The following is a 23,057-nucleotide window of genomic DNA, read 5'->3' as shown; positions in this document are numbered from 1 at the left end:
TTTTTAAAATTAGAACAATTGTTCTAATTTTGAAGTATATTTGTGATAAAAAAATATAATCAATATGGAAGGGAAAAAAATATTTGATTATGAAGAAGCTGGAAAAAAAGACAAGAAAAACGAAAGTAATATTCAGGATGTTCTGGCAAAAGTTCTGCAGGTACTCATCGGTGTAATAATGGCATTGTTGCATATGTGATGAGAAAAAGAATTTCTTATTGGTTTTTTGTGGGATTGATAGCCTGGATATTCATCATTGTATTAAGAAAAAAAGGATTGTATATTCCAGTGATCAATGATCATTTTACGGATTGTATTACCGTTCCTATGTATTGTTACCTGATAGAATATATAATGAACAGCTTATTAGGCTATCATTGGAAACCTAACTTAAAATTTGTTCTGACCTCAGTACTGTATTTATCTTTTTTATTTGAAGTGCTTTGTCCGGGAGTATCACATCGGTTTACAGGAGATATTTTGGATGTACTGGCGTATTTTGCCGGTGGAATGGTTTATTATTTTTTTCGACTTAAAACATTCAGCTTGGTACAATTTTCTGATAAAAAGGCCAACAGATCCTGACAAATGCAGGATTCTGTTGACCCAAGTTATAGTTTTTATCCGTTTTTAGATTATTGAGGAGAGTAGGTTTTAATTACCATTACCACCTGCTCTGTTGGATTCTTCAAATTTTACCTGCTTGGTAGCTCCTTTCACACTATTGTTCCCGAATTTATAGGTAAGAGAAAGGTGAACATTTCGGGTAATACCCTTGTACTGATAATCTATAGTATATGTGGGGTAATATTCTATACCTTTTTCACGGTTGGTATTCAGGATATCATTTAAATATAAATTAACGAGAAGTTTTTTATCCATCAGGCTTAATTTTAATCCTGTATACAGAGAGGCATTGGTATAGTAATAGGTGTTTCCATTTCTGTTCGGAAGACTGCCCCAAAGCCCTAGCATTAAGGTGACTGTCTTTTCTTTATTAAGAAAGAAATTATTGTCCAGATTAATATTAGCACTGTAACCGGCCGGTGCCGGAAGAATGGCAGGATCATAGGATTTTGATTTTGCATAATACCCATTCACAAAAAGAGTAGATTCCAGCCATTTCAGTTTATTGTAATTGTAGCTGACATTGATTCCTGCCTGGTCTTCATTATAGAAATTCTTCACGATAGAATATCTTGTTTGATCATCAACCATTTGGATTCTGTCCCAGTTATCTTTATTATAATTGTAGTATAAAGTAATATTCAGGTTATTATTCAGCACATATCCAAATTCAAAATTGTCTGAAAATGAAGGCAGCAGATACGGGTTACCGGTGCTGTATTCATATTCTGAAGTATAAAATTTGAATGGGTTCAGATTTCCGAAGTAAGGACGCGAAATCCTCCGTGAATAGTTGAGTGAAAAAGCATGATTTTCATTGGGCTTATAGCTTATATAGGCTGTAGGGAAGAATTTACCATATTTTATCTTTGCTGAAGTATTATCATTCATTGAAACTCCTTCCAGCGTAGTGTACTCATAACGGAGCCCGGCCTTAGCATCCCATTTATCATTGATTTTAAAATTGGTCGATACATAAGCGGCATAGTTTTCTTCATTGTAAAAGAAAGTATTGGTACGACCTGGGTTTAGCACATACTGATCATTTTCAATATTGAAAAAATTAAACTCTGAGTCATTTTTGATCCGGGTATATTTCAGTCCCGATTCGGTCTTTATCTTGGCAAAAGTTTTTTCCATATCGGCCTGCCCGGAATAAATTCTGTATTTACTGATAGGGTTTGCCAGGGTAGCAATAGTTTCCGAAGTAATAGTATTAGAGAAGTTTCTTGCATTGGAATTATTGATCATCATATTTGCTGTCAAATTCAGTTTTCCTCCTGCACTGTCTAATTTGGCTTCATAGAATGCTGTGGCATTGTGAACATCCCTGCTGTTCCTGTTTCTAAAATTGGAGAGAATATTCAGCAGACCTTCCTCATTGAATCTGGCTGAAGTACTTTCTCCTTTCTCCAAAGGATTACTGTGCGAGTAGTTATAATTGATCCCTGCCAGGTTCTTATCATTGATTTTGTATTCCGCTTTTATATTTCCGCTTTTGTATTTGTAATTATTGAGATTGTCACTGTCTCTGTTCCAGTAATTAGTATTGGTGGTACCTTTCAGATAATTGTAGGTATCGTATTGCCAGTAATTATCCCCTGCGGAAAGATTGGTGCTTAGTGAGAGTTTCTCTCCCTGATAATTGAATGTAGCACCGCTTCTTGTAGAAACTGTAGGTTTTCCCCAAAAATAGTTTCCGGAGGTTTGGATAGAGCCATTCCATCCGAGATTTGCATTTTTCTTGAGAATAATATTAATCAGTCCGCTTTTTCCTTCTGCATCATATTTTGCAGGTGGAGTGGTAATGACTTCTATTTTTAGGATATCATCAGAGCGCAGTGTTTTTAGATAGTTAATAAGTTCCTGTCCGTTTAAATTCAGAAGTCTGTCGTTGATCATAACGGCAACATTGCTTTTGCCTGCAATACTTATCGCATCGTCACTGGTTTTTACCATGGGGGTTTTGGATAATGCTTCAATAGCATCAATGCCTTGGGAAGCCACAGAGTTCTCAACATTAAATACCAGACGATCTACTTTTCTTTCAAATAATTTCTTTTTGGCTGTAATGGTTACCCCTTCTACTTTCTGTACTGTAGGAGGAGCTTCACCAAACTGAACATCTTTTTTGACGGCCCCTTTTACTGCTATTTTTTCACTGTTTGTTTTTATCCCGTCTTTTATAATTTCAAATACATAATTTCCATTTTCTTTTAAAGGGATTTTAAACATTCCCTTTTCATCTGTGATCGCAGAAAATTTAAGATTATCTTTTGTGATCAGTACCTCTGTTTCCGCCGCCGGTTTATTTTCCTGGTCCGTAATAGTTCCTTCAATGCTTTGTGCAAAAATGAATGAACTTGATACAAGACTTAAAAGAATAATTATCTTCCGATTCATACTTAGTTTTTATACAAGACAATTTTTAGGAGAAAGATATTACATTGGTCTGTGAAAAATCTTTTTTTAGCCGGAAGAGGGTCCGAAGTTTTCTTTTGGCTATTTTTGTGACAGATTCATCAATATTCATCCTCAATGCATGATAAACTTTTGCAATATATACGCTTAGGACAGGAGATTACCCCCGAAGAAATTGAAACGGTAAAAACCTGTTTTGAACCGGTAAAATTCTCCAGAAACACGGTGATAGAAGAAGCAGGTAAAGTACCCAACTATCTTTATTATATTGTTTCAGGATACCTCAGGTTGTTTTATATGGATCAGAATGGAAACCAGGTCACTACCCATATCAACTGTCCGCCCGATTTTTTTACGTCTTATACTCATTTTATCAACAAAACAAGATCTGATGATTTTGTGGAATGCATTACAGATTGTGAACTTTTGCGGATTTCCAAAGCGAATCTTGATCATCTGGTTGCCCATAGCCGGATGATGAAAGATTTCAGTATTTCGGTTTTTCAACAGTCTATTGCCTACAATGAAAACCGCTCCAGAGAATTATCTGCTTTGAGTGCTGAGCAACGCTACCTTAAATTATTGAAAGAATTTCCCGATATCATTCAGCATGTTCCCATTCAATACATCGCTTCATTTTTAGGGATGAAACCGGAAAGTCTCAGCAGAATCAGGAGAAAAATAATTAACTAACAAAAGTCAAGTGGTTCCGCAAACAGGAAAGTGAACTTTGCAGCATTAAAATGAATGCAATGACAAAGAATACTTTAAGCCTGGTTTCAGGAGCAAACGGACATTTGGGAAATAATTTAGTGCGATTTTTATTGCAGCAGAAAATTCCCGTACGGGCAACAGTAAGGAATATAAGGAATAAAAAGCCTTTTGAAGGGCTGGATTGTGAAGTAGTTCATGCGGATATCACTGATAAAGCCTCTTTTGTAAAAGCATTACAGGGAGTAGAAACATTTTATGCTGTAGGTGCTTCTTTTAAATTATGGGCTCAGGATCCCCAGAAAGAAATCTATGATGTTAATATCAACGGAACACGTAATACTATTGAAGCCGCTGCAGAAGCAGGAGTGAAAAAAATAATCTATGTAAGTTCTATTGCTGCACTGAATTATACAAAACTTCCCACCAAAGAAAGTAATGGTTACAATCCGGACAGAAGGGATATGTATTATAATTCCAAAAATGACGGTGAAAAACTTGCTTTTGAGCTGGCTGCCAAACTCGGAATAGAGCTTGTTTCTGTAATGCCTGCTGCTATGATAGGGAGTGAAGCGTTTTCACCCTTGAACGTTTCTTATGGAGTTCTGAAACTTATTCTGAATAAAAAAATCCCTGTAGATACTAAAATTACCCTAAACTGGGTAGATGTAAAAGACGTTGCAGAAGGGTGTTATCTTGCTGCCCAAAAAGGAAAATCCGGAGAACGTTATATTCTTGCCAATGAAAAATGCATGAGCATTACAGACACCACCATTTTAGCAAACAGACTTTATCCTGAACTGAAACTTAAAATACCTAGCTCAGTTCCAAAAGGAGTTTTGTTGGGTATTGCTGCCATCATGGAATTTACAGCCAGACTAAGTGGAAAAGCTCCGGTACTGACCAGAAAAGATATTGCCATGTTTTCAGGATTGCAGCAGGATTTTGATATTTCCAAAGCAAGAAATGAATTAGGATTTAATCCGAAAAAACCTGAGCAGGCTGTGGCTGAGGCTTTAAGCTACCTGATAAAAAATCCTGAAATCTTAAGAGAGGCCTGAAAGCCTCTTTTATGACGGTCACTTTAAAGCTGGATAATAGAACCTTTATAAAATTTTGTCATATCATACAGATCATTGAAATAAAGTTGAAGATTAGTACTGTTTTGGATATCAGATTCTTTTAAATACAACTGGTTTTCAGCCAGAACATATAAATCCTGATGGTCAGCTTTTAAATAATCACAAAGAATATTTTCCTGGTCTCTATGGAGTAATGCTGTGATAAATATTCCGTAAATCAGGAACTGGTTAAAATTCTGAGAATTGACAATATAACCCATGGGCTGCTGTGAGTACTTTTCATAATCTGAAAGAATCTGCTGGAAACTTTGTACCTTATCATTAGATGGTATTTCGTAAAAGAGATCAATACCATGGATGAAAAGCTGTGTTTTGGTTTCTTCAGGATCTGAAGGATACATATGGCTGAACCATGAAAAGATATTCATCAATTCTTCCTTGGTAAGCTCATCTACAGACTCTTTTACTTTCTCCTTAATGGTTTCAAGCTGGGCCGTGTTGTTGGTTTGGAGAAAATTTAAAATGTTCTCTTCTTCCCGACAGAGCTTATTGTATAAATTAATTTTAGCAATATTAGGGTTTGTTTTGATAAAATGAAGTTCTTCTGTCATAAATTTTCACCCAATATTTTTATGAATATGGTAATTAAAGATACAAAATATGCAGATATTTCAATGAAAAAATAATATGTACTAAATTGTATTAATCGATCGTCTCATGTAATGCAATTCTGTTTCCTTCGGAATCTTCAAATTCAGCAACCGCAAAGCCGTGTTTTGGATCTATTTTCTTTGAATAGAGCAGCTTTCCTCCATTTTGAATAACTTTTTGTAAGGTTTCATCTATATTTTCGGTTTTGAAATAAATAATGACGCCGTCTTTAGAAGGTTTGTATACATCTCCTTTAGCCAGTGCTCCTGTAATTCCACTGTTTTTTTCTTCAAATGGAAACAGCGCCATTTCATAATGGTCGATCAACTCTTTTTCAAAACTAAAATTAAAAACGGCAGTATAAAATTTTTCTGCACGGTCCAGATTACTGACAGGAATTTCAAAATAAACAACAGGGTTGGAAGTACTCATAGGATTGGGGTTGGGAGCCTGATTACAAGATAGGACCATCCAGAAAGAAAAAATAATAATTGATGCAGCCCTTCTCATAAATTTTTTGACCAGTTTATATAGACTAAGATAAAAATATTATTTATCATTTAAAAATAGATAGACTTATCTATTTTTTATTTAGTTTTGTAAAAATTTTCAGGATGAAAAAAGAAAAAGTGAAAGATAGAATCATCAGGGTAGCTTCGGATCTGTTTTACAGACAGGGCTATAATTCTACCGGGATCAATCAGATTATTGCTGATGCCAATATTGCAATCGGGTCCCTGTATAATCATTTTTCATCCAAGAATGAGCTTTTACATGCATATCTTATTAAAGAAGAACTGGCATGGTTTGAAGGTGTTGAAAAAAGTATTGAAGGCTGCTCGGATCCTAAAGAAAAAATAGAAGCTTTAATGGATTACAGGAAGCAGCTGCAAAAATCCTCTACTTTTGCCGGATGTCATTTTATTAAAATCATCTCAGAAATTGGAGACACTAATCCTGTGGTGTCTGACTTTGTAAAGAAACATAAAGAAAAACAGAAAGATCTCATCAGAACATTAGTGGAACAAAGTCAATTACCGGATATTGATCTTGCGGCGGAAACTATTTTTCTGCTTATTGAAGGTGCTGTGGTAACCTCTACAATCCAAAAAAAAACAGATTCTTTCGATCACGCTAAAAAAATTGTTCAGGGACTGTTGTTTTAATTTTTTTTTACTGTCAAAAAATAGATATATCTATATAATTATGAACTCTAAATATTTGAAATTGTTGATTGTACTTTCGGGACAATTGCTTACCATCATGGATATCTTTATTATAAATGTATCTATTCCATCTATCCAGAAGGATATTCATGCCTCCAATGGAGAAATGCAGCTGATGATCTCTTCCTATCTTATTGGATTTGCTTCTTTTCTGATTACAGGGGGAAGGATGGGGGATGTATATGGCAGGAAAAAGATTTTCATTGTTGGGTTGATATTTTTTATGCTGAGCTCTGTAGGCTGCGGAATTTCAACGGGTGCCGGACCATTGATCATTGCCCGTTTTATTCAGGGAATGAGTGCTGCTTTGATGGCCCCACAAGTTTTGTCTATGATACAGATCCTGTTTCCGGTTCATGAAGAAAGAACAAAAGCAATGGGATGGTACGGAATAACAATTGGGATTGGAACCATTGCAGGACAGTTTTTTGGAGGGTATTTTTCATCGCTATCCTTTATGCAGGAACCGTGGAGACTGATTTTTCTGATAAATGTACCTATCTGTATTTTATCTGTATTTTTCAGCATGAAATTTTTGAATGAATCTAAAACTCCGGTAAAAAATGCCTTTGATATTTGGGGGGTAGCAGCTTTGTCTGCTGGTCTTTTTTGTTCAACATATGCTTTGACGATGTCTGAACATCAGGGCTTTAATCTCAAAAACACTGCCCTTCTTCTGATCTCAGGCTGTATTTTGATCTATTTTATAAAAAATCAGAAAGGAAAAATAAAAAAGAACCGCCCTTATCTGATTGATTTTAAATTGTTCAGGTATAAGAATTTCAACCTGGGAATCTGGGCGGTGGTTTTCTTTTTTATTATGCTGGATTCCTACTTTTATATTGTATCGCTTTTTTTTCAGGATGGATTAGGAATCAGTCCGCTGCATGCCGGTGAGATTATTGTTTTTCAGGGGCTTGGGTTTATTTTGGCTTCCCTTTTTTCTGCAAAACTGGTTTTAAAATATGGAAAGAATACACTAATTGGAGGGATAGGGCTGATCGCTGGTGTTCTTATTATACAGATTTTTACTTTCAATTTGCAGACACCTTTTTACCTTTTTTACCTCCTGTTTTTTTTGCATGGAGCAGGAGTAGGTTCTGTTATCCCTTCTCTTGCCAATATGGCATTGTCCGGGATTTCTGCAACCCTTGTAGGAAATGCGTCGGGAGTTTACAATACCTTTCAGCAGGTGGCAGCGATCATCGGAATTATTGCGGTGGGTGGTGTTTTTTATTATTTTCTGGGAAAACAGCCGTCAGCGCAAGATTACCATTATGCTTTTTTAATGGCTATTGTTATCAATATTGTATGTCTGGTTTTTGTAGCAGCTTCTATTTTTATGCTTCCTGAGCATATCCTTCCGAAAAGTAAGATGGCAAAGAATCCGTAAGTGCTATTTCGAATGATTCAACACGATTTTCGCAATATTTCGGGTAATTTCTGTCGGTGAATGGCAGTCACAGTTGCTTAAACCGATCACATAAATATCTTTGCCCGGGATATAAACTTCCATACTTTTGAATCCAAAAATACTTCCGCCGTGCTCCCGGTCCGGAATGCCGTTAGTATCTTTCAGATGCCATCCGTATCCATAGGTAAATTCTTCACCCGAATTCAGTTTGTATTTTTGAAATGCTTTTTGGGTTTCTTTAGCATTTAATAGAATATTCTGGTTTAAAGCCTGCTGCCATTTCAGCATGTCATCCACAGTAGACATTAATGAGCCAGACGAAAAGGGAATGCTAAAGTTGATCATTGTTTTATTGACAAATCCAGATTCTTTTTTATGATATCCATAAGCCCTTTTGGGAATAAGTTTTCTATCGGAAGCGTAGTAGGAATTCGACATTCCTGTCTTATCAAAAATATTTTTCTTGATGAAGTTTTCATAAGTATCTCCTGAAATAAGTTCTATAATATATCCTAAAACCACATAGCCGGAATTATTGTATTCAAATTTTTCTCCCGGAGCAAAATCAGCCGGTTCATTTTTGAAAAAATCTACCATTTCTATGGGTTTCATTTCTTTCTGGGCAATACCGGAAAGAGATTTCATCTTTGTAAAATCCTTAATTCCCGAAGTACGGGTCAGAAGATGATGAATACTTATTTTGTCCCCCGAAGGATAGTCTTTGATGTATTTTGAAACAGGATCGTTTACAGAAAGTTTCCCCTGTTGTTCCAGCATCAGAATGGCAACGGCTGTAAATTGTTTGGTCATAGATCCGATTTGAAAAACTTGGTCCGGAGTCATATTGACATCAAGTTCCAGATTAGCTTTTCCAAAAGCCTTCCGATAGAGGTTTTTGCCATGTTGACTCATCATAAATACACCGCCCGGCTCATTTTTATTTCCAAATTCGGTTTGGATCAGGCTGTCAATTTTCTTTTCAACGCTTTTTTCAAGGGCTTGGGCACTCATCTGACTGCTAAAGAACACAAGTAGTATAAGAGTGGTTATAAGTTTTGAGATAATCATATCGATTTGTATTGTGTTATACAAAGATATAAATTATTTTTATTACCATGTTATACAAAATAGCTATTGGTGTTTTCTTGATTTAAAAATAGGATGTTGATTTTCAAGGGTATTGAAAGGACGATTATTTTTCTACAGAGATTAACAGCATCATTGGCCTGCGAAGTTCATCTTTCATTTCCGGAATTTCCTTCAGCATATTGTGACTGGGCTCCGGTTCAATGATTTCTTTAATTTTAAAACCGTGTTTCAATAAAGTATTGAGATAAGAGGTTAAAGTCCTGTGGTATTTGATGACATTTTCACCTAAAAAGGTGGTGTTTCTTTTCCCTTCGATAAAATACCGGTCAACGGGCCAGCAAACTTTTTCCCCATTTTTATCATATACCCAATCCTGACCTCCTTCCGCGGTAAACACAGGATGCTCCACTGAAAATACAAAATGACCTCCTGAGACCAGCCAGTGGTAAATGTTTTGAGCAAGAGCATCAAATGATTCCACATAATGAAGGGTTAGTGAACTCAAAACAAGGTCAAATTTTTCAGCAGGGTATTCTACATCTTCCAGTGCTTTTCTTTCATAATGGATGCCTTCCAGATTGTTGATCTCTTTAGCTTTAGCAAGCATTTTCTCCGAAAGGTCAATTCCAATAACAGATTTCGCTCCGTTTTCCATAGCATAGCGGCAGTGCCATCCGAATCCACAACCCAGATCAAGAATTTTTTTTCCTTTGATATCGGGTAACATATTTTTCAGAGCATGCCATTCTCCTGCTCCTTCTAAGCCTAATTGTGACCGAAGCATTTGTTCATACTGGTCAAAAAAAGCCGGGTTGTCATATTTATTTTCTTTCATAGGATAAAAGTGGATCTTGGTCTCTTAATTTTGACCGAACTTCATTAAAGAACGTCTCGAACTTTGGAAGATCATCCGGGCTGATCCGTGATCTTACCACCTTCAGGGTCTTACGGGAAGTAGTGAACGTGTAGTCATTGAGATTGTAATCTGCCGAAGTTATTTCATCAATATTGATCTGCTTTTTAGGGAATATATTAACCTGAATCTGCTTATCACTAATGATGAGATATTTATAGAAATATTCATAAGAAGCCATGATGATATAAGCTATTCCCAATGCTATAATGACATAAGGCTTCCATAGTTTTTTTTCTGATTCAAATAAATAACTGCTTCCTATCCCGATCCAAACAAGACCGAGTGCTATATTGGTAATAATTCTTTTATTCTTAAACGCAATTTCCATGATAGGGTAATCCGGTTGAATGGGGTCAACCGAGTCTATTGTAAAAATACGACAATTATTTAGTAATTTCTGATGAAGAAGGTATAATTAAGTCTTAAAAATTCCCTTGCGTGAATAAAGAGATTCTGACGGTAAACGCCAATTTATTTTTGATTATTGCGCATGGCCTTAATCAGTTTATCCGTTCTCTTATCTGCTCTTGCGTTATTTAAAGATAAAACCGCCCATATGGCAGCAGGAAGCCAGCCGATTAAGGTGATCTGTAAAATCAGGCAGATCACTCCGGTGATAATTTTTCCACGAACCATAAAGGATAAGAAGGGAAGTAAAATGGCTAGTAACATGGGTTAAAATTTTAATTAATATTAGATTTCTAATGAGACTGAGGATCAAAATACGCTTTAAAAGTAAGCGGATCTTCAATTTTATCTTCCACTTCCTCAAGGTATTCCAAATATTCTTCCTGGTGTTTTTCCATATAAATAAGCACAACCGCAAGATTTACATATAAATTTTTGTCGCTCGACCCAAGATCTAAGGCCTTCTTTAAATAGGATAATGCCTTTTCATTTTCTCCCATATCAGAATAAATAGCCCCGATATTGATTAAAGCGGAGGTGTTTTCAGGCTCAATAAGTAAAATTTCATCTAATTCCTGGACTAATAAATCATTTAAAGTATCCCAATGATCTTCATTTTCCCATCTTTTTGCCTGAAGTTTTTTTACGTTTTCTAATCTGGATGTTATATTGCTCATTATTTAAAATTACAGAATGAATGCTTATGTTGTACAGTACAAATTTAGCTTTCTTAAAATAAATCTTGCTGAAAGAATGTGATCTATTTGCTTTACCTCTCAATATATTGCACAGGGTTGGCTTATGCAACTCTTACAAAGTCACTTTCCGTTGCGGTAATACAAAGCTTGAATCCACAGTCTGGAAACTTCTGAGCCACATTATAAAAGGCAATGCTTGTTCTAAACATTAAAAGAATACAAACGGCTGAACTTATTTTGTTGGTGAAAAAAGCTGATTCTGCGGTTTTTTTGTAGATTTCTGAGAAACCTCTTGTTTTTCCAAGTTCAATCCAGCTTCTGCTTTCAGAAATCCAGGAACTGTTCTCCTTGGTATAACCTTTACAGATATACATGGTACTATCCCAGCCATTGTCTACACTATAATACAAACAAAGGGCTTCGGCATTTTCTTCTCTTGCCTTTTCCAGGCAATCCTTCATTTTTCCTTCAATTTTTTTCTCAAAACCCTTTAAAGAAACAGTCATTATTTTTTCCACTAATTCTTTAGAAAGTCCAAGTTTTGAAGTCGTTTCAAGAACAAAATGGGTTGCTTCTTCAATCTTTCTGCTTTCTATCAATTCAATACAGGTTTCCCAATATTTATAATTTCTCATCGTTGAGGGGGTAGGAGTTGATTAATTCTCTTATTGTTTGGTCTGTTTTCATAAGCTCACCGTGGGGAATCTGATGAGTGAGATAAGTGAAAAATAAATCGTTCAGCCATTTATGATCAATATTATGAATGTAATAGGCGCAAATAAGACCTACATCATCAGAAATATAGGCCGACATATCAGATGAACCAGTGATTCTGAAAACAAATACAAAAATATCCTTTCGGATATCATTGATTTTTTCCTCTGTTTCCAAGTTTATTGCTTTTCCGTCCACAGCCTGATAGGCTTCCATCCATCCATCTGAAAATTCGGGAAGGTCTCTTTTATCGAGGAGAGCATCAATGTATTCGGGATCTACATTAATGAAAGCTGTTTTTAGAGAATCCCTAAAAACAGCTTCAAATTTATTAAGTTCCTGTATCATGTTCAGTGGTAGGATTATCCGAAAGCTCTTTTCAATAGGCTTTCAACTTTGGGCTCACTTCCTCTGAAATCTTTATACAGTTCCATGGGGTCTTTCGTTCCCCCAGAGGAAAGAAGTACTTTATACTGAGCTGCAATTTCCGGATTGAAGATTCCGTTTTCTTTAAAATACTGGAAAGCATCAGCATCCAATACTTCTGCCCATTTATAAGAATAGTATCCCGCAGAATATCCTCCCTGGAAGATGTGGGAGAAACTTGGGCTCATTGCTGTTTCCGGATTTGTAGGGTACAGCGTAGTTGCTTTGGTGTATTTATCTTCAAATTCCTTTACAGTCTCATGTTCTAATTCTCCAGCTTTAGTATGGTAATTCATGTCCAGAAGTCCAAAACCAATCTGTCTCAGAGTTTGATATCCTTCCATAAAGTTTTTAGACTGTTCAATCTTTTCAATTTTTTCATCAGGAAGAACTTCTCCTGTTTTGTAATGTTTCGCAAAAGTTTTTAAGAACTCAGGTTCATAGCAGAAGTTTTCCAGGAATTGGGATGGAAGTTCCACGAAGTCCCATTTTACAGAAGTTCCCGAAAGAGAAGGGTATTGGGTATTGGCCATCATTCCGTGAAGGGCATGTCCAAATTCATGGAATAAGGTGGTCACTTCCTGGAATGTTAATAAACTAGGAGTATCTTTTGTCGGTTTACTGAAATTGCAGACAATAGAAATATGCGGACGTGAATTTTCTCCGTTCTGCTGATACTGATTTTTGTAGCTTGTCATCCATGCACCCGCTCTTTTCCCTTTTCTTGGGAAATAGTCAACGTAAAGCAGAGATTTATAAGTGCCATTTTCTTTTACTTCATATACCTTTACTTCTTCATGGTATTTCGGAATGTCATTTCTTTCTTCAAATGTTAATCCGAAAAGTTTTCCAGCCAATCCAAAAACAGCATCCTGTACCTGGTTTAAAGGGAAATAAGGTTTCAGTTCCTCATCATTAAGGTCGAATTTCTGTTTACGAAGTTTTTCAGCGTAAAAAGCATGGTCATATCCTTGCATATCCTCAATGCCATCTGCTTTAGCCAATAATTTTAATTCTTCGATTTCTTTATCAGCATAAGGTTTGGCTTTGGTTAGAAGTTCATTTAAAAAATCAAAAACTTTTACCGGGGACTTGGCCATTCTTTCCTCAAGGACAAAATCAGCATAATCCTGATAACCTAAAAGTTCGGCTTTTTGCTGCTTTAAGGACAGAAGTTCTTTGATCATATTTTGGTTATCGAACTCACCACCATCAAAAGATTTTTTGCCATTGGCCAGGGCCAGTTCTTTTCTCAGTTCACGGTTTTCCGCGTAAGTCATGAATGGGATATAGCTTGGGTACTGCAAGGTAACAACCCAGCCTTCAAGGTTTCTTTCTTTAGCTTCCTCAGCATATTGGTCAATAATAGCTTCGGGGATACCTGCCAAATCTTCTTTCTGGGTAATATGTTTGAAATAAGCATTGGTAGAGGCCAGTACATTTTGTCCGAACTGCAGGGATTTCAGAGAAAGGTCCATGCTGATCTTTTTTAATTTTTCTTTGTCTTCCTCATTCAGCAAAGCTCCACTTCTTACAAAACCTTTATAGGTTTCATTCAGAAGCATTTTTTGTTCCCCGTTGAGGTTATATTTTTCCTTTTCATCATATACCTTTTTGATTTTGCTGAAAAGAGCTTCGTTTTGAGAAATTTTTGAAGAATATTCTGTTAAAATAGGAGAAACTTCCTGAGCAATCTGCTGGATTTCATCACTTGTTTCTGCAGAATTTAAATTGAAAAATATATTGGAGACAACATCCAGCTGCTCCCCAGAATACGCTAAAGCTTCAATTACATTTTCAAAAGTAGGCGCTTCAGGATTATTAACAATCGCATTGATTTCCTCTTCAGATTTTTGAATTAATTCTTTAAAAGCAGGAAGATAATCTTCATTTTTAATAGAAGTAAACGGTGCGGAATGATATGGAGTGTTAAATTTTTCAGTTAAAATATTCATTTTTTGATTTTTAATTAAAGTTAAATGTAGTGATTCATCAGGAATCACAGCCGAAAAGTTCAAAAATAATGCCTGAATAACAAGTTATGACAAAAATACTTATCTTTAAATAATCTTGTCATATGGAAAGTGGGGGTGATGTTGAAATATTTAATTTTGAGAACAGATTTAAACGTTGTCATTACAATAAATAACCTAAATATATAAACTATGAAAACACTCTTAAAAATTATCGGAATTATCATTCTGTTGATTGCTGTATATGCTATTATTGCAATGCTGGCTTTCAGTAAAGATTATCATTTTGAAAAATCTGTTGTTATTAAAGCTCCAAAAGAAAAAGTATGGTCACATGTAGGTTCTTTAAAAGAATATAATGTATGGGATCCTTTCTCTAAAGCAGATAAAAATATAGTGATTACCTATTCAGGTGATGGTGACAAAATAGGAGATTCCTATCATTGGAAAGGAGATAAAAATGTAGGCGAGGGAGAACAGGCAATTGCCGAAATAGTACCTAATGAAAAAATGGTTACCAAACTTCATTTTATACAGCCTTTTGAAGGAAATGCTAAAAGTACCTTTGTACTGACTCCCGAGGGAAATGGAACAAAAGTAACCTGGATGATCGATAATGAGCTGAATACGATGATGAAGATTATGAAACCTATGATGGATAATAATATGGATAAAATGTTTGGCCAGGGACTTGACGGACTGAAACAAATATCAGAAAAATAAAACAGAAGCCTTGTAAATTTTACAAGGCTTTTCTATTGCTTTAAGGATTATTACCCTTGCTGGTAGGATTTGAATCATTCATTTTTTGATGAAGAAATGAAAATATAATTTATTATGAGAAAAATATTATCTTTATATAAAGATTCGATTTATGGAGAAGATTGTATTTGAAAAAAGTGATATCAGAGACTTCGTAAAAACTACCATTACAGAGAAAATTGAAAAACTTAAAAGATTTATTGAGTTTACTCTGGAAGCAAGCCGTGACATCAAAAAAACTCCGAAATATGACAGTATGAGAGAAGAAATGCAGGAGGAGATTTACCAGATGCAACGACAATTGGGAGCTTTGAATGATCTTAAAAGAAATATGGCAAAAGTTCTTAACACAAGTACAGACAGAGCACAGCTAGGCTCATTGGTGATTACCAATAAAGCCCGTTTTTATATTTCAGTTTCATTAGGTGAATTCTTTTTTGAAGGAGACCGTTTCTATGCGATCTCACCCGAGAGCCCAATGGCTAAAAAGATAATGGGAATGAAGGCTGGAGATGAGTTTGTGTTGAACAAAATTCATCAAAAAATAGTGGAAGTATTGTAAGAAGATACTCTGATGATGAAGCCATAACTATCCACAATACCCATGAAATTCGCTAATTTAAGAACAAACAGAATCAATCAATGGATTATTATCCATTTGCGCTATCTGGTGGGCTTTGCTTTTTTTCCATCAGGATTAACCAAATTAATAGGAAATAGGTTTACCCGTATTTCAACAGAAAATCCAATAGGTTACTTTTTTGAAGCATTGTACCAATCCGGTTTCTACTGGAACTTTTTAGGATGGGCACAGGTAACGGCAGGCATTTTACTGCTGACACAGCGTTATGCAACGCTGGGAGCCTTAGTGTTTTTTGCAATATTGACTAATATTTGGGTGATTACACTTAGTCTTTCATTCTCCGGAACCTGGATGATCACTTCGTTAATGATGCTTGCTGTTTCTATATTACTGATATGGGACGGGCATAAATTGCTTCCAATTTTTAATTATAACAAATCGAGTATCGTTAAGGAATATCCTGATCCCGGCCGTATCTGGATTATTGCAGGAATGATATATGCTTTCAGCTTTATCGTATTGTATATGCTGGATCCCGTACATGGAGCGGTATATGAAAAGTGGCTAACGAAGGCATTTGCAGCAATAATTCTGCTGACCTTTGCTACAAGCAATTATAAAGCCTATAAAAACTGTAAAATAGTAGTAAATACCTGATGTTTTAAATGTTGGAGATTGGATCTCATATTGTAAATTTGCAGTTATGAATAAAGCAGAAATAGTAAAACAAATCATAGAACAAAGGAGAAGTATTTTTCCAAAAGATTATACAGACGCAGCAATTTCTCAGGAGGTTATTGATGAAATTCTAAGCTCGGCAACATTTGCACCCAATCATAAGCGTACAAAGCCTTGGCGCTTCAAGGTATTCAAAGGGGAGGAAAAGGCAAATCTGGCTTCAGAAATGCAGGCTATCTATAAAGCTACACAGCCTGAACAGCTTTTTTTAGAGAAAAAATTTAATGATATCGGTTTTAAAATCAATAAAGCTGATGTGGTTGTTTCCATAGTGGTTAATTTCAGCGGGATGGTTCCGGAATGGGAAGAGATTGCTGCCACTTCAATGGCTGTTCAGAATATGTATCTTACCTGTACGGCCCATAATATAGGATGTTACTGGAGTTCTCCCTCTATTGTTGACCTTTTGAAGGAATCTTTAACCATTGAGGAAAACCAAAAGTGTTTAGGGCTTTTCTATATGGGGGCAGTGGATTAATGAATCATTTTGAAGAGATGATAATGAATGAGTGAAAAAAAATATCAAATTATCCCATTTTCAAATTACCAAATTGAAAAATTTGTTTATCTTTGCACTCTTAAATATTTAACTGGGACGAGTTCCCGTAAAATTCAAACATTATGTCAGTAAAAATCAGATTACAAAGACACGGTAAAAAAGGTAAACCTTTTTTCCACATCGTGGTTGCAGATTCTAGAGCAAGAAGAGATGGTAGATTCATCGAAAAACTAGGAACTTACAACCCAATTACTAACCCTGCAACTATTGAATTAAACGTTGATTCTGCTGTACAGTGGTTAAACAATGGTGCTCAGCCTACTGATACTGCTAGAGCTATCCTTTCTTACAAAGGTGCCCTTTACAAAAAACACTTACAAGGTGGTGTAGCTAAAGGTGCTTTTGACGAAGCAGAAGCTGAAAAAAGATTTGCTGCTTGGGTAGACGCTAAAGATGCTAAAGTACAAGGTAAAGTAGAAGGTTTATCTAAAGCTCAGGCTGACGCTAAGAAAGCTGCTTTAGAAGCTGAAGTTAAAGTAAACGAAGCTAGAATTGCTGCTGCTGCACAAGCTGATGCTGATGCTAAAGCTGCTGAGGAAGCTGCTAACGCACCTGCTGAAGAAGTTGTTGCTGAAGCTACAGAAGGAGAAGCTCCTGCTGCTGAAACTGAAGAAAACACTGAAGCTTAATAAACAAATCCTGTTATGCGTAAAGAAGATTGCTATTTTTTAGGTAAAATCACACGCAGACATGGACTTGCGGGTAACGTTATCCTTAAATTGGATACCGATCAGCCCAAGCTTTACAATAAATTGGAATCAATATTCGTTGAAATCAACGGATTATTGGTTCCATTTTTTATTGAAAAATCCTCATGGAGCAAATTAGATGCTTTAAACCTTGCTTTTAAAGGCTCCTCAGAATCTATGGTAGATCAGGTTTTAGGTAAAAGTGTTTACCTGCCGCTTGCTACCCTTCCCCAACTTTCAGGAAAACAGTTCTATTATCACGAAATAATAGGGTATAATATCCTTGACGAAAATGATAATGACTGTGGGGTAATACGATCTGTAAACGATCAGACGGCCCAAAATTATTTCATTCTTGGATTTGAAGGCCGTGAAATTGTGATCCCTCTTATTAAAGATTGGATCCTGGAAGTGAACAGAGAAGAAAGATTTATTAAAATGCAGTTGCCGGAAGGCCTGATGGACGTTTTCCTTGTTCCATCAAAAAAAGATGAGTAATCTCTTTTTCAGAAAATACACCTGAAATTTATTCTCTTTCGCATTATTTACTAAGAAATATTTCCCATAACTTTTGTATAGGATCAGAAACCATCGGTTTTGTATGGTCTTCTTTGATCAATTTTTATGTATTTGATCAATGTTATGCTCCAATGTGGAACCATGACTTTAAAAGGTTAAGGTATCTACTGATTCCCTATAGAATCTAGTTAAATAACTTTCTGAATTCTCCCGGAGACTGATTCGTCTTCTGTTTGAAGAGTTTGCTGAAAGACTGTGGATGTTCAAACCCCAGTTCGTAAGCAATTTCACTCACAGACAAACTTGTAGTACTCAAACGTTCTTTGGCAGAATCAATTAATTTATTCTGAATATGCTGCTGTGTGTTTTGCTGAGTATGAAGACGAAGTAAGGTCCCAAGATAATTAGGAGAAATATTCATCTGTTCGGCAATACATTTCACAGAGGGAATACCATTTTCGAGGAGATTTTCGCTTTTAAAATATTGGGAAAGAATGTCTTCAAACTTAAATAACAATTCGTGGCTTGACTTTTTTCTGGTGAAAAATTGACGTTCATAAAAACGTTCAGAATAAATCAGTAATAATTCAATCTGAGCAATGATAAGCTCCTGTGTGAACCTATCGATATTTGACTGATATTCCCTTTCAATATTTTTAAGAATATTAACAAGGATTTTCTCTTCTTTATCAGAAAGGAAAAGAGCCTCTTTCACCTGATAGCTGAAGAAGTCATAAGATTTTATTTTCCTTGTTAATGAAGTGTTCCACAGAAAATCAGGATGTATAAGCAATAAAAATCCGGTAGGCTCTACCTCAACATCGGGATTGATTTCAAGACTTAAAAACTGCTGGGGTGAAACAAAGCACAAGACTCCGGAATCAAAATCATATTGCTGTTGTCCATAATTGAACTTTCGGCTGACATTCTTTTTCAAACCAATTGAATAAAAATTCTGAATCCATTTCAGTTCTTCATTGTCTACAGTATAATGGACTTTGCTGTAATCTATTAAACTGATCAGCGGATGTTCAGGATTGGGCAGACCACAGAAAGCATGAAAATCTGAAATAGAGTTAAAGCGGACAGGCTGTTTCATAATAGCGAAGTTAATTGTTTTTGTAAAAAGTATAATGAACTGTTTTAGAAAACCTTCAGCTCCATTCTGACCGACTTTTGTAAGTATCAGGAAGGTCATCCCGAACGGAGCTGAAGATTATTATTACAAAGTTAAATCGCTGTTGAAACTGTCAGACTTTCCCATTTTTCAGCATCCTTTTTTAAAATATCAATCTTATTATTCAGAAATTCCATCGTTCCTACACCCAATAACAGATGTACCGGAGGATTTTTCTCTTTACTGATCTGAATCAGGACATCAGCTGCTTTTTCGGGATCATTAGGCTGGTTTCCATTGATTTCATTAAGGTGAGCCTGTTCTGAATTTCTTGCTGCTTCATAGGCTTGGATAGGATTAGAAGGCGTTTTCACAGAATCTTTAGTTAAAAAATCTGTACGGAAATATCCGGGATAAACAACAGTAGCATGAACTCCGAAGTCTTTCACTTCTTCGGCCAATGCCTCTGTAAATCCAGCAACAGCAAATTTTGTAGAACAATAGATTCCCCAACCTGGAAAATTAGCGGAATATCCGCCAACAGAAGATATATTGAAGATATTCCCTGATCTTTGTTCACGAAGATAAGGCATGGCATTTCTGATCACATTCAATGTTCCGAAAACATTCACTGCATAATTTTCTCTTGACTCTTCATCAGTAAGCTCTTCAAGGGTTCCGATTTGCCCATAGCCTGCATTGTTGACAACCACGTCAATTCGTCCAAAATGGTCAACTGTTTTTTCAATGGCAGATTTTATGTCGTTGTTGTCTGTGATGTTGACGCTCAGCGGAAGAAAATTCTCTGATGTTTCTCCAATAGTTGAGAAAAGAGATTCAACAGTTCGGCTGGTTGCAGCAACCTGAAATCCTTCGGATAATAATTTTTTTACCAACTCAAATCCTAAACCTTTTGAAGCTCCTGTTACGAACCATACTTTTTTTGTTTCCATTTTTAAATATTTTTTTGTTTAAATGATGATACAAAGATGGAAACTTGCGAAAAGGGAAATGTATCCAAATCGGGGAATGATGTATCTAAATCGTGGATGATGATGCTATCTCCTTTGGTGTAAACATGTTTTTGGGTGATTTTTAAAAGATTTCAGGGTGTAATCACTCAGATTGTATTGGAAATAATCCCTGCTGAGATGAATAGGGTGGATCTTCAATGTTGTGCTCCGATGCGGAACCATGATTTCAAAAGCTTAAGGTATCTGCTAATTCCCAATTGCCGGGAGTAAATATTCCTGTACAATTTTATCAGCCTGGGAATGGGCATAAGATGTATTATAGGCTTTAGCTGTGATCACCATCACTACAGGAATTTCAGTAAATATAATAATTTTGTTACCCCCATTTCCACTACACTGATACGCTTCAAAGCTTTGGTTTCCCACCCGGTATACTTTTCTCCAGAATAAATAGCCATATCCCTCAAAGTCTTTGTCATTGGTAAAGTAGTTGGTAAAAGACTTTTTTATCCAACTTTTATCAATAATGTTATGACCATTCCATATTCCCTTATTTTTATAAAGCTGTCCAAATTTTGCGAAGTCTAATGCTCTCATGCGCAATCCACCGGCCAGAGAAGGTTTTTGCTGTGGGGTATACTGCCATTTATAGTTTTTGATACCCAGTGGATGGAATAATTTCTGTTCTGCATAATTTTCCAGCCCTTTGGGAACAGACTGATTGAGGATATCTCCTGTCACTACAACACCTGCTGTGAAATACTGCCAGTTTTTTCCGATTTTATTTTCTGTTGCAGGTAAATCTAACGTAAATCTTACCCAGTGATCAGTAGGATACATATTTTCTTCATTTCCAGGTGATTCCTCATCCGCATCATTGCCGTCAAAACCTGAGCTCATGGTCAATAAGCTTTTTATAGTCATGCTGTCTTTATGAGATGAGTAATTTTTGAATTGCTTAAGATCATAGAAGTCTTTCAGCATTTGGTTTTCACTTTTAAGATAGCCTTCTTTAATCGCAATTCCTGTTAAGGCTGAGGCAAACGACTTACCAACCGAACGTGTATCCTGCAGTGAATCTCTGGCGGAATTACTGAAGTATTCTTCCACCAGAAGTTTTTCATTTTTGATGACCACGATTCCTGTGATATTCCTGAATCTGTTTTCTGCAATTTTTTTATTTAAAAGCCTTATTTTTTCTTTATCCAATTTTTCATCAGAGACTTTCCATCCGCTGTTTGGGTTTATAGTTTGAATAGCAATCTGCTGTTCTGAAATATTTTTTTTTGGAATGGTTAAGTGAATCTCACCCGAAGCAATCGTATTTCCTACCTTTAAAGTAGTAGCCTTCAAATAAGGTTTTATTTCAACTTTTAAAAGGTGATTTCCTTCATTGAGCTGATCAATTCCCCCATTGACAAGATAAAATCTCATCCATAAATATCTTCCCCAGGAATCTTCATTTTTTGAACTGATGAGAGGAATTCTAAAAGTGGTTTTCTTCTTTTTATCTTCGGCCGTTCCTGCTCCGGGATTCAGATTTTCTGTATAGATTAATGTTCCGTCAATGTAAAAATTAAATTGATAATTTCCTTTTTTCAGCAGTTCATCTACAGCTAAAGAAGGTTCAAGCTGATGCAGGTAATTCACTAAAGAATTGTTTAAAAAAATACGGAGATTTAAATCTTTATCTTCCTGAAATACTTCTTGGGTAATGAAATCAGCTTCTTTCAGGCTGTCCAGAGAAATTGCTTTTGATAGAAAAATAATGTTGCCGGTATACTTTTTATGGATAGTATTTATGGCTGGTTCAGGATCAATAATGTTGTTAATTTGTCCGAAATAGAGGCCAGACATAAGAAATAAGCTATATACAAGGATAGATTTCATTTCAGTATTTTATTTAAACAAAAATAGGGTGTAATGTTATGAAAAAATAGAATGAAATTAACATTGCTATTTCTTTAAGAGATTTCTGTAATGTAAAGGGGTAATTCCTGTATTTTCTTTGAATGATCTGATAAAATGGCTCTGATCTGCGAAACCACATTCCAGTGCTGTTTCGGATAAAGATTGAGAAGTGTGAAGAAGCGTTATGGATTTATTGACCTTCAGTTTTCTAATGTATTCCCCTAAGCTGCAGTTAAAATGTTTCTGAAAATCTCTGCTCAAATGAACCGGATGAATATCCAAAATCTTCGAGAGTTCTGTGAGGCTCTGCTTCTCAATGAAATTTTCACGAAGCATCTCTTCAATCTTATGTACCCAACCGGGCTTTTTATCTGTATTTTCATTTTTTCTGGATAGCTGACTGAAAATAGTAAGCAGATGTTGATGAACCGAGAGTTCAAAAGAAAGATCATTCATTTTCGTTTCTTTGAAAATCTGATGAATTGAGAGCTGTAAAGAGGGATTTTTGATGTTAAGGCTACCCTCAATTCTATTGTGTGAAATCTGAAATTTTTCAAACCAGCTTTCTGAAATTTCGATATGAAAACCTCTTGTAAAAATATCCGGTTTTATATTATAATGAGCATCTTCCCAATGATGATACAGTAAAGTTCCGGCAGAGCAGTCGTAGATTTCTTTTTTGTTTCCTTCTTTCATATTTCCCTGAATAAGAAACGTGAAATAAGCATTTTCATGATAATGCCAATCTACATAAGGATGTGTATATTCTGTATCTGTAATTGTGAGTCCGTCAAAATTCAGGGTTTCATTGGTCTGCCCAAAGAATTCTCCATTATAAAGGGTATTCAT

27 protein-coding genes are annotated in these 23,057 nt (G+C 35.7%); 12 read left to right on the top strand and 15 right to left on the bottom strand.

What is annotated here, in order from left to right:
* The first annotated feature begins 64 nt into the window (after positions 1-64).
* Complete coding sequence (locus DRF57_RS24165) at positions 65-199, top strand: hypothetical protein (RefSeq protein ID WP_262511485.1); 135 nt, start codon at positions 65-67, stop codon at positions 197-199.
* On the top strand, positions 199-585 hold the full coding sequence (locus DRF57_RS07245; protein WP_115917673.1) for a hypothetical protein: 387 nt from the start codon (positions 199-201) through the stop codon (positions 583-585). Before DRF57_RS24165 ends, DRF57_RS07245 begins: the two co-directional genes overlap by 1 nt.
* Before the next feature lie 69 nt (positions 586-654).
* Here the strand turns inward: DRF57_RS07245 and DRF57_RS07240 are convergent, their stop codons facing one another.
* Entirely contained in the window at positions 655-3,030 is a 2,376-nt protein-coding gene (locus DRF57_RS07240) for a TonB-dependent receptor domain-containing protein (protein ID WP_115917671.1), read from the bottom strand.
* A gap of 135 nt (positions 3,031-3,165) precedes the next feature.
* Here DRF57_RS07240 and DRF57_RS07235 point away from each other — a divergent pair, with 135 nt between their 5' ends.
* Positions 3,166-3,741, top strand: coding sequence for a Crp/Fnr family transcriptional regulator (locus DRF57_RS07235; protein WP_115917669.1), 576 nt, complete (start codon positions 3,166-3,168; stop codon positions 3,739-3,741).
* A 59-nt stretch (positions 3,742-3,800) separates the two neighbouring features.
* Positions 3,801-4,820, top strand: a complete 1,020-nt coding sequence (locus DRF57_RS07230; RefSeq protein WP_047488507.1) for an NAD-dependent epimerase/dehydratase family protein — start codon at positions 3,801-3,803, stop codon at positions 4,818-4,820.
* A 23-nt stretch (positions 4,821-4,843) separates the two neighbouring features.
* Here the strand turns inward: DRF57_RS07230 and DRF57_RS07225 are convergent, their stop codons facing one another.
* Both DRF57_RS07225 and DRF57_RS07220 read right to left on the bottom strand, forming a co-directional pair.
* Positions 4,844-5,452 (bottom strand): hypothetical protein, encoded by a 609-nt coding sequence (locus DRF57_RS07225; protein WP_047488166.1) that lies wholly within the window; start codon positions 5,450-5,452, stop codon positions 4,844-4,846.
* A gap of 91 nt (positions 5,453-5,543) precedes the next feature.
* Positions 5,544-6,002, bottom strand: a complete 459-nt coding sequence (locus DRF57_RS07220; protein ID WP_228450321.1) for a VOC family protein — start codon at positions 6,000-6,002, stop codon at positions 5,544-5,546.
* A 104-nt stretch (positions 6,003-6,106) separates the two neighbouring features.
* On the opposite strand from DRF57_RS07220, the gene DRF57_RS07215 reads away from it, so the two are divergent.
* On the top strand, positions 6,107-6,658 hold the full coding sequence (locus DRF57_RS07215) for a TetR/AcrR family transcriptional regulator (RefSeq protein WP_115917667.1): 552 nt from the start codon (positions 6,107-6,109) through the stop codon (positions 6,656-6,658).
* A 40-nt stretch (positions 6,659-6,698) separates the two neighbouring features.
* The gene (locus DRF57_RS07210; protein ID WP_115917665.1) at positions 6,699-8,111 is read left to right on the top strand and encodes an MFS transporter; all 1,413 of its coding nucleotides are present in this window, start codon (positions 6,699-6,701) and stop codon (positions 8,109-8,111) included.
* 3 nt (positions 8,112-8,114) lie between these two features.
* Here the strand turns inward: DRF57_RS07210 and DRF57_RS07205 are convergent, their stop codons facing one another.
* From DRF57_RS07205 to DRF57_RS07170, 8 genes are all read right to left on the bottom strand, one after another.
* Entirely contained in the window at positions 8,115-9,200 is a 1,086-nt protein-coding gene (locus DRF57_RS07205; protein ID WP_115917663.1) for a serine hydrolase domain-containing protein, read from the bottom strand.
* 124 nt (positions 9,201-9,324) lie between these two features.
* Positions 9,325-10,056, bottom strand: a complete 732-nt coding sequence (locus DRF57_RS07200; RefSeq protein ID WP_084085298.1) for a class I SAM-dependent methyltransferase — start codon at positions 10,054-10,056, stop codon at positions 9,325-9,327.
* The gene (locus tag DRF57_RS07195; RefSeq protein WP_115917661.1) at positions 10,043-10,465 is read right to left on the bottom strand and encodes a hypothetical protein; all 423 of its coding nucleotides are present in this window, start codon (positions 10,463-10,465) and stop codon (positions 10,043-10,045) included. The genes DRF57_RS07200 and DRF57_RS07195 overlap by 14 nt, the downstream gene beginning before the upstream one ends.
* A gap of 143 nt (positions 10,466-10,608) precedes the next feature.
* On the bottom strand, positions 10,609-10,809 hold the full coding sequence (locus tag DRF57_RS07190) for a YqaE/Pmp3 family membrane protein (RefSeq protein ID WP_047488181.1): 201 nt from the start codon (positions 10,807-10,809) through the stop codon (positions 10,609-10,611).
* Between the two features lie 29 nt (positions 10,810-10,838).
* Positions 10,839-11,222, bottom strand: a complete 384-nt coding sequence (locus DRF57_RS07185; protein ID WP_047488184.1) for a tetratricopeptide repeat protein — start codon at positions 11,220-11,222, stop codon at positions 10,839-10,841.
* Positions 11,223-11,344: 122 nt separating this feature from the next.
* Positions 11,345-11,878 (bottom strand): hypothetical protein, encoded by a 534-nt coding sequence (locus tag DRF57_RS07180; protein ID WP_115917659.1) that lies wholly within the window; start codon positions 11,876-11,878, stop codon positions 11,345-11,347.
* A complete protein-coding gene (locus tag DRF57_RS07175) occupies positions 11,865-12,305 on the bottom strand; it encodes a hypothetical protein (protein WP_115917657.1) in 441 nt (146 codons plus the stop codon). Before DRF57_RS07175 ends, DRF57_RS07180 begins: the two co-directional genes overlap by 14 nt.
* A 14-nt stretch (positions 12,306-12,319) precedes the next feature.
* Positions 12,320-14,338: a M3 family metallopeptidase gene (locus tag DRF57_RS07170; protein ID WP_047488516.1), complete on the bottom strand. Its 2,019-nt coding sequence runs from the start codon at positions 14,336-14,338 to the stop codon at positions 12,320-12,322.
* 210 nt (positions 14,339-14,548) lie between these two features.
* Between DRF57_RS07170 and DRF57_RS07165 the strand changes: the two genes are divergently transcribed.
* From DRF57_RS07165 to rimM, 6 genes are all read left to right on the top strand, one after another.
* Positions 14,549-15,079, top strand: a complete 531-nt coding sequence (locus DRF57_RS07165; protein ID WP_047488191.1) for an SRPBCC family protein — start codon at positions 14,549-14,551, stop codon at positions 15,077-15,079.
* A gap of 151 nt (positions 15,080-15,230) precedes the next feature.
* Positions 15,231-15,680: a hypothetical protein gene (locus tag DRF57_RS07160; RefSeq protein WP_047488195.1), complete on the top strand. Its 450-nt coding sequence runs from the start codon at positions 15,231-15,233 to the stop codon at positions 15,678-15,680.
* A 42-nt stretch (positions 15,681-15,722) separates the two neighbouring features.
* Entirely contained in the window at positions 15,723-16,358 is a 636-nt protein-coding gene (locus DRF57_RS07155) for a DoxX family membrane protein (protein ID WP_115917655.1), read from the top strand.
* A 46-nt stretch (positions 16,359-16,404) separates the two neighbouring features.
* Entirely contained in the window at positions 16,405-16,917 is a 513-nt protein-coding gene (locus DRF57_RS07150) for a nitroreductase family protein (protein ID WP_084085286.1), read from the top strand.
* A 143-nt stretch (positions 16,918-17,060) separates the two neighbouring features.
* Positions 17,061-17,627 (top strand): 30S ribosomal protein S16, encoded by a 567-nt coding sequence (locus tag DRF57_RS07145; protein WP_047488204.1) that lies wholly within the window; start codon positions 17,061-17,063, stop codon positions 17,625-17,627.
* Between the two features lie 15 nt (positions 17,628-17,642).
* Positions 17,643-18,185: a ribosome maturation factor RimM gene (gene rimM / locus DRF57_RS07140; RefSeq protein ID WP_047488208.1), complete on the top strand. Its 543-nt coding sequence runs from the start codon at positions 17,643-17,645 to the stop codon at positions 18,183-18,185.
* 205 nt (positions 18,186-18,390) lie between these two features.
* On the opposite strand, the gene DRF57_RS07135 is transcribed toward rimM, so the two are convergent.
* The 4 genes from DRF57_RS07135 to DRF57_RS07120 form a co-directional block, all read right to left on the bottom strand.
* The gene (locus DRF57_RS07135; RefSeq protein WP_084085865.1) at positions 18,391-19,305 is read right to left on the bottom strand and encodes a helix-turn-helix domain-containing protein; all 915 of its coding nucleotides are present in this window, start codon (positions 19,303-19,305) and stop codon (positions 18,391-18,393) included.
* A gap of 131 nt (positions 19,306-19,436) precedes the next feature.
* On the bottom strand, positions 19,437-20,276 hold the full coding sequence (locus DRF57_RS07130; RefSeq protein WP_115917653.1) for an SDR family NAD(P)-dependent oxidoreductase: 840 nt from the start codon (positions 20,274-20,276) through the stop codon (positions 19,437-19,439).
* A gap of 267 nt (positions 20,277-20,543) precedes the next feature.
* A complete protein-coding gene (locus DRF57_RS07125; RefSeq protein WP_115917651.1) occupies positions 20,544-22,187 on the bottom strand; it encodes a serine hydrolase domain-containing protein in 1,644 nt (547 codons plus the stop codon).
* A gap of 66 nt (positions 22,188-22,253) precedes the next feature.
* Complete coding sequence (locus tag DRF57_RS07120; protein WP_115917649.1) at positions 22,254-23,057, bottom strand: helix-turn-helix domain-containing protein; 804 nt, start codon at positions 23,055-23,057, stop codon at positions 22,254-22,256.

This window comes from Chryseobacterium rhizosphaerae (assembly GCF_003385455.1).
Taxonomy (GTDB): Bacteria; Bacteroidota; Bacteroidia; order Flavobacteriales; family Weeksellaceae; genus Chryseobacterium; species Chryseobacterium rhizosphaerae.
The sequence above is the reverse complement of the archived record's forward strand: the minus strand, read 5'-3'. Positions and strand labels throughout refer to the sequence as shown.

What these genes read in the sequence shown, in the direction of transcription:
- DRF57_RS24165 (WP_262511485.1), top strand. Translation starts at nt 65, where the DNA reads ATGGAAGGGAAAAAAATATTTGATTATGAAGAAGCTGGAAAAAAAGAC.
- DRF57_RS07245 (WP_115917673.1), top strand. Translation starts at nt 199, where the DNA reads ATGAGAAAAAGAATTTCTTATTGGTTTTTTGTGGGATTGATAGCCTGG.
- DRF57_RS07240 (WP_115917671.1), bottom strand. Translation starts at nt 3,030, where the DNA reads ATGAATCGGAAGATAATTATTCTTTTAAGTCTTGTATCAAGTTCATTC.
- DRF57_RS07235 (WP_115917669.1), top strand. Translation starts at nt 3,166, where the DNA reads ATGCATGATAAACTTTTGCAATATATACGCTTAGGACAGGAGATTACC.
- DRF57_RS07230 (WP_047488507.1), top strand. Translation starts at nt 3,801, where the DNA reads ATGACAAAGAATACTTTAAGCCTGGTTTCAGGAGCAAACGGACATTTG.
- DRF57_RS07225 (WP_047488166.1), bottom strand. Translation starts at nt 5,452, where the DNA reads ATGACAGAAGAACTTCATTTTATCAAAACAAACCCTAATATTGCTAAA.
- DRF57_RS07220 (WP_228450321.1), bottom strand. Translation starts at nt 6,002, where the DNA reads ATGAGAAGGGCTGCATCAATTATTATTTTTTCTTTCTGGATGGTCCTA.
- DRF57_RS07215 (WP_115917667.1), top strand. Translation starts at nt 6,107, where the DNA reads ATGAAAAAAGAAAAAGTGAAAGATAGAATCATCAGGGTAGCTTCGGAT.
- DRF57_RS07210 (WP_115917665.1), top strand. Translation starts at nt 6,699, where the DNA reads ATGAACTCTAAATATTTGAAATTGTTGATTGTACTTTCGGGACAATTG.
- DRF57_RS07205 (WP_115917663.1), bottom strand. Translation starts at nt 9,200, where the DNA reads ATGATTATCTCAAAACTTATAACCACTCTTATACTACTTGTGTTCTTT.
- DRF57_RS07200 (WP_084085298.1), bottom strand. Translation starts at nt 10,056, where the DNA reads ATGAAAGAAAATAAATATGACAACCCGGCTTTTTTTGACCAGTATGAA.
- DRF57_RS07195 (WP_115917661.1), bottom strand. Translation starts at nt 10,465, where the DNA reads ATGGAAATTGCGTTTAAGAATAAAAGAATTATTACCAATATAGCACTC.
- DRF57_RS07190 (WP_047488181.1), bottom strand. Translation starts at nt 10,809, where the DNA reads ATGTTACTAGCCATTTTACTTCCCTTCTTATCCTTTATGGTTCGTGGA.
- DRF57_RS07185 (WP_047488184.1), bottom strand. Translation starts at nt 11,222, where the DNA reads ATGAGCAATATAACATCCAGATTAGAAAACGTAAAAAAACTTCAGGCA.
- DRF57_RS07180 (WP_115917659.1), bottom strand. Translation starts at nt 11,878, where the DNA reads ATGAGAAATTATAAATATTGGGAAACCTGTATTGAATTGATAGAAAGC.
- DRF57_RS07175 (WP_115917657.1), bottom strand. Translation starts at nt 12,305, where the DNA reads ATGATACAGGAACTTAATAAATTTGAAGCTGTTTTTAGGGATTCTCTA.
- DRF57_RS07170 (WP_047488516.1), bottom strand. Translation starts at nt 14,338, where the DNA reads ATGAATATTTTAACTGAAAAATTTAACACTCCATATCATTCCGCACCG.
- DRF57_RS07165 (WP_047488191.1), top strand. Translation starts at nt 14,549, where the DNA reads ATGAAAACACTCTTAAAAATTATCGGAATTATCATTCTGTTGATTGCT.
- DRF57_RS07160 (WP_047488195.1), top strand. Translation starts at nt 15,231, where the DNA reads ATGGAGAAGATTGTATTTGAAAAAAGTGATATCAGAGACTTCGTAAAA.
- DRF57_RS07155 (WP_115917655.1), top strand. Translation starts at nt 15,723, where the DNA reads ATGAAATTCGCTAATTTAAGAACAAACAGAATCAATCAATGGATTATT.
- DRF57_RS07150 (WP_084085286.1), top strand. Translation starts at nt 16,405, where the DNA reads ATGAATAAAGCAGAAATAGTAAAACAAATCATAGAACAAAGGAGAAGT.
- DRF57_RS07145 (WP_047488204.1), top strand. Translation starts at nt 17,061, where the DNA reads ATGTCAGTAAAAATCAGATTACAAAGACACGGTAAAAAAGGTAAACCT.
- rimM (WP_047488208.1), top strand. Translation starts at nt 17,643, where the DNA reads ATGCGTAAAGAAGATTGCTATTTTTTAGGTAAAATCACACGCAGACAT.
- DRF57_RS07135 (WP_084085865.1), bottom strand. Translation starts at nt 19,305, where the DNA reads ATGAAACAGCCTGTCCGCTTTAACTCTATTTCAGATTTTCATGCTTTC.
- DRF57_RS07130 (WP_115917653.1), bottom strand. Translation starts at nt 20,276, where the DNA reads ATGGAAACAAAAAAAGTATGGTTCGTAACAGGAGCTTCAAAAGGTTTA.
- DRF57_RS07125 (WP_115917651.1), bottom strand. Translation starts at nt 22,187, where the DNA reads ATGAAATCTATCCTTGTATATAGCTTATTTCTTATGTCTGGCCTCTAT.
- DRF57_RS07120 (WP_115917649.1), bottom strand. Translation starts at nt 23,057, where the DNA reads ATGAATACCCTTTATAATGGAGAATTCTTTGGGCAGACCAATGAAACC.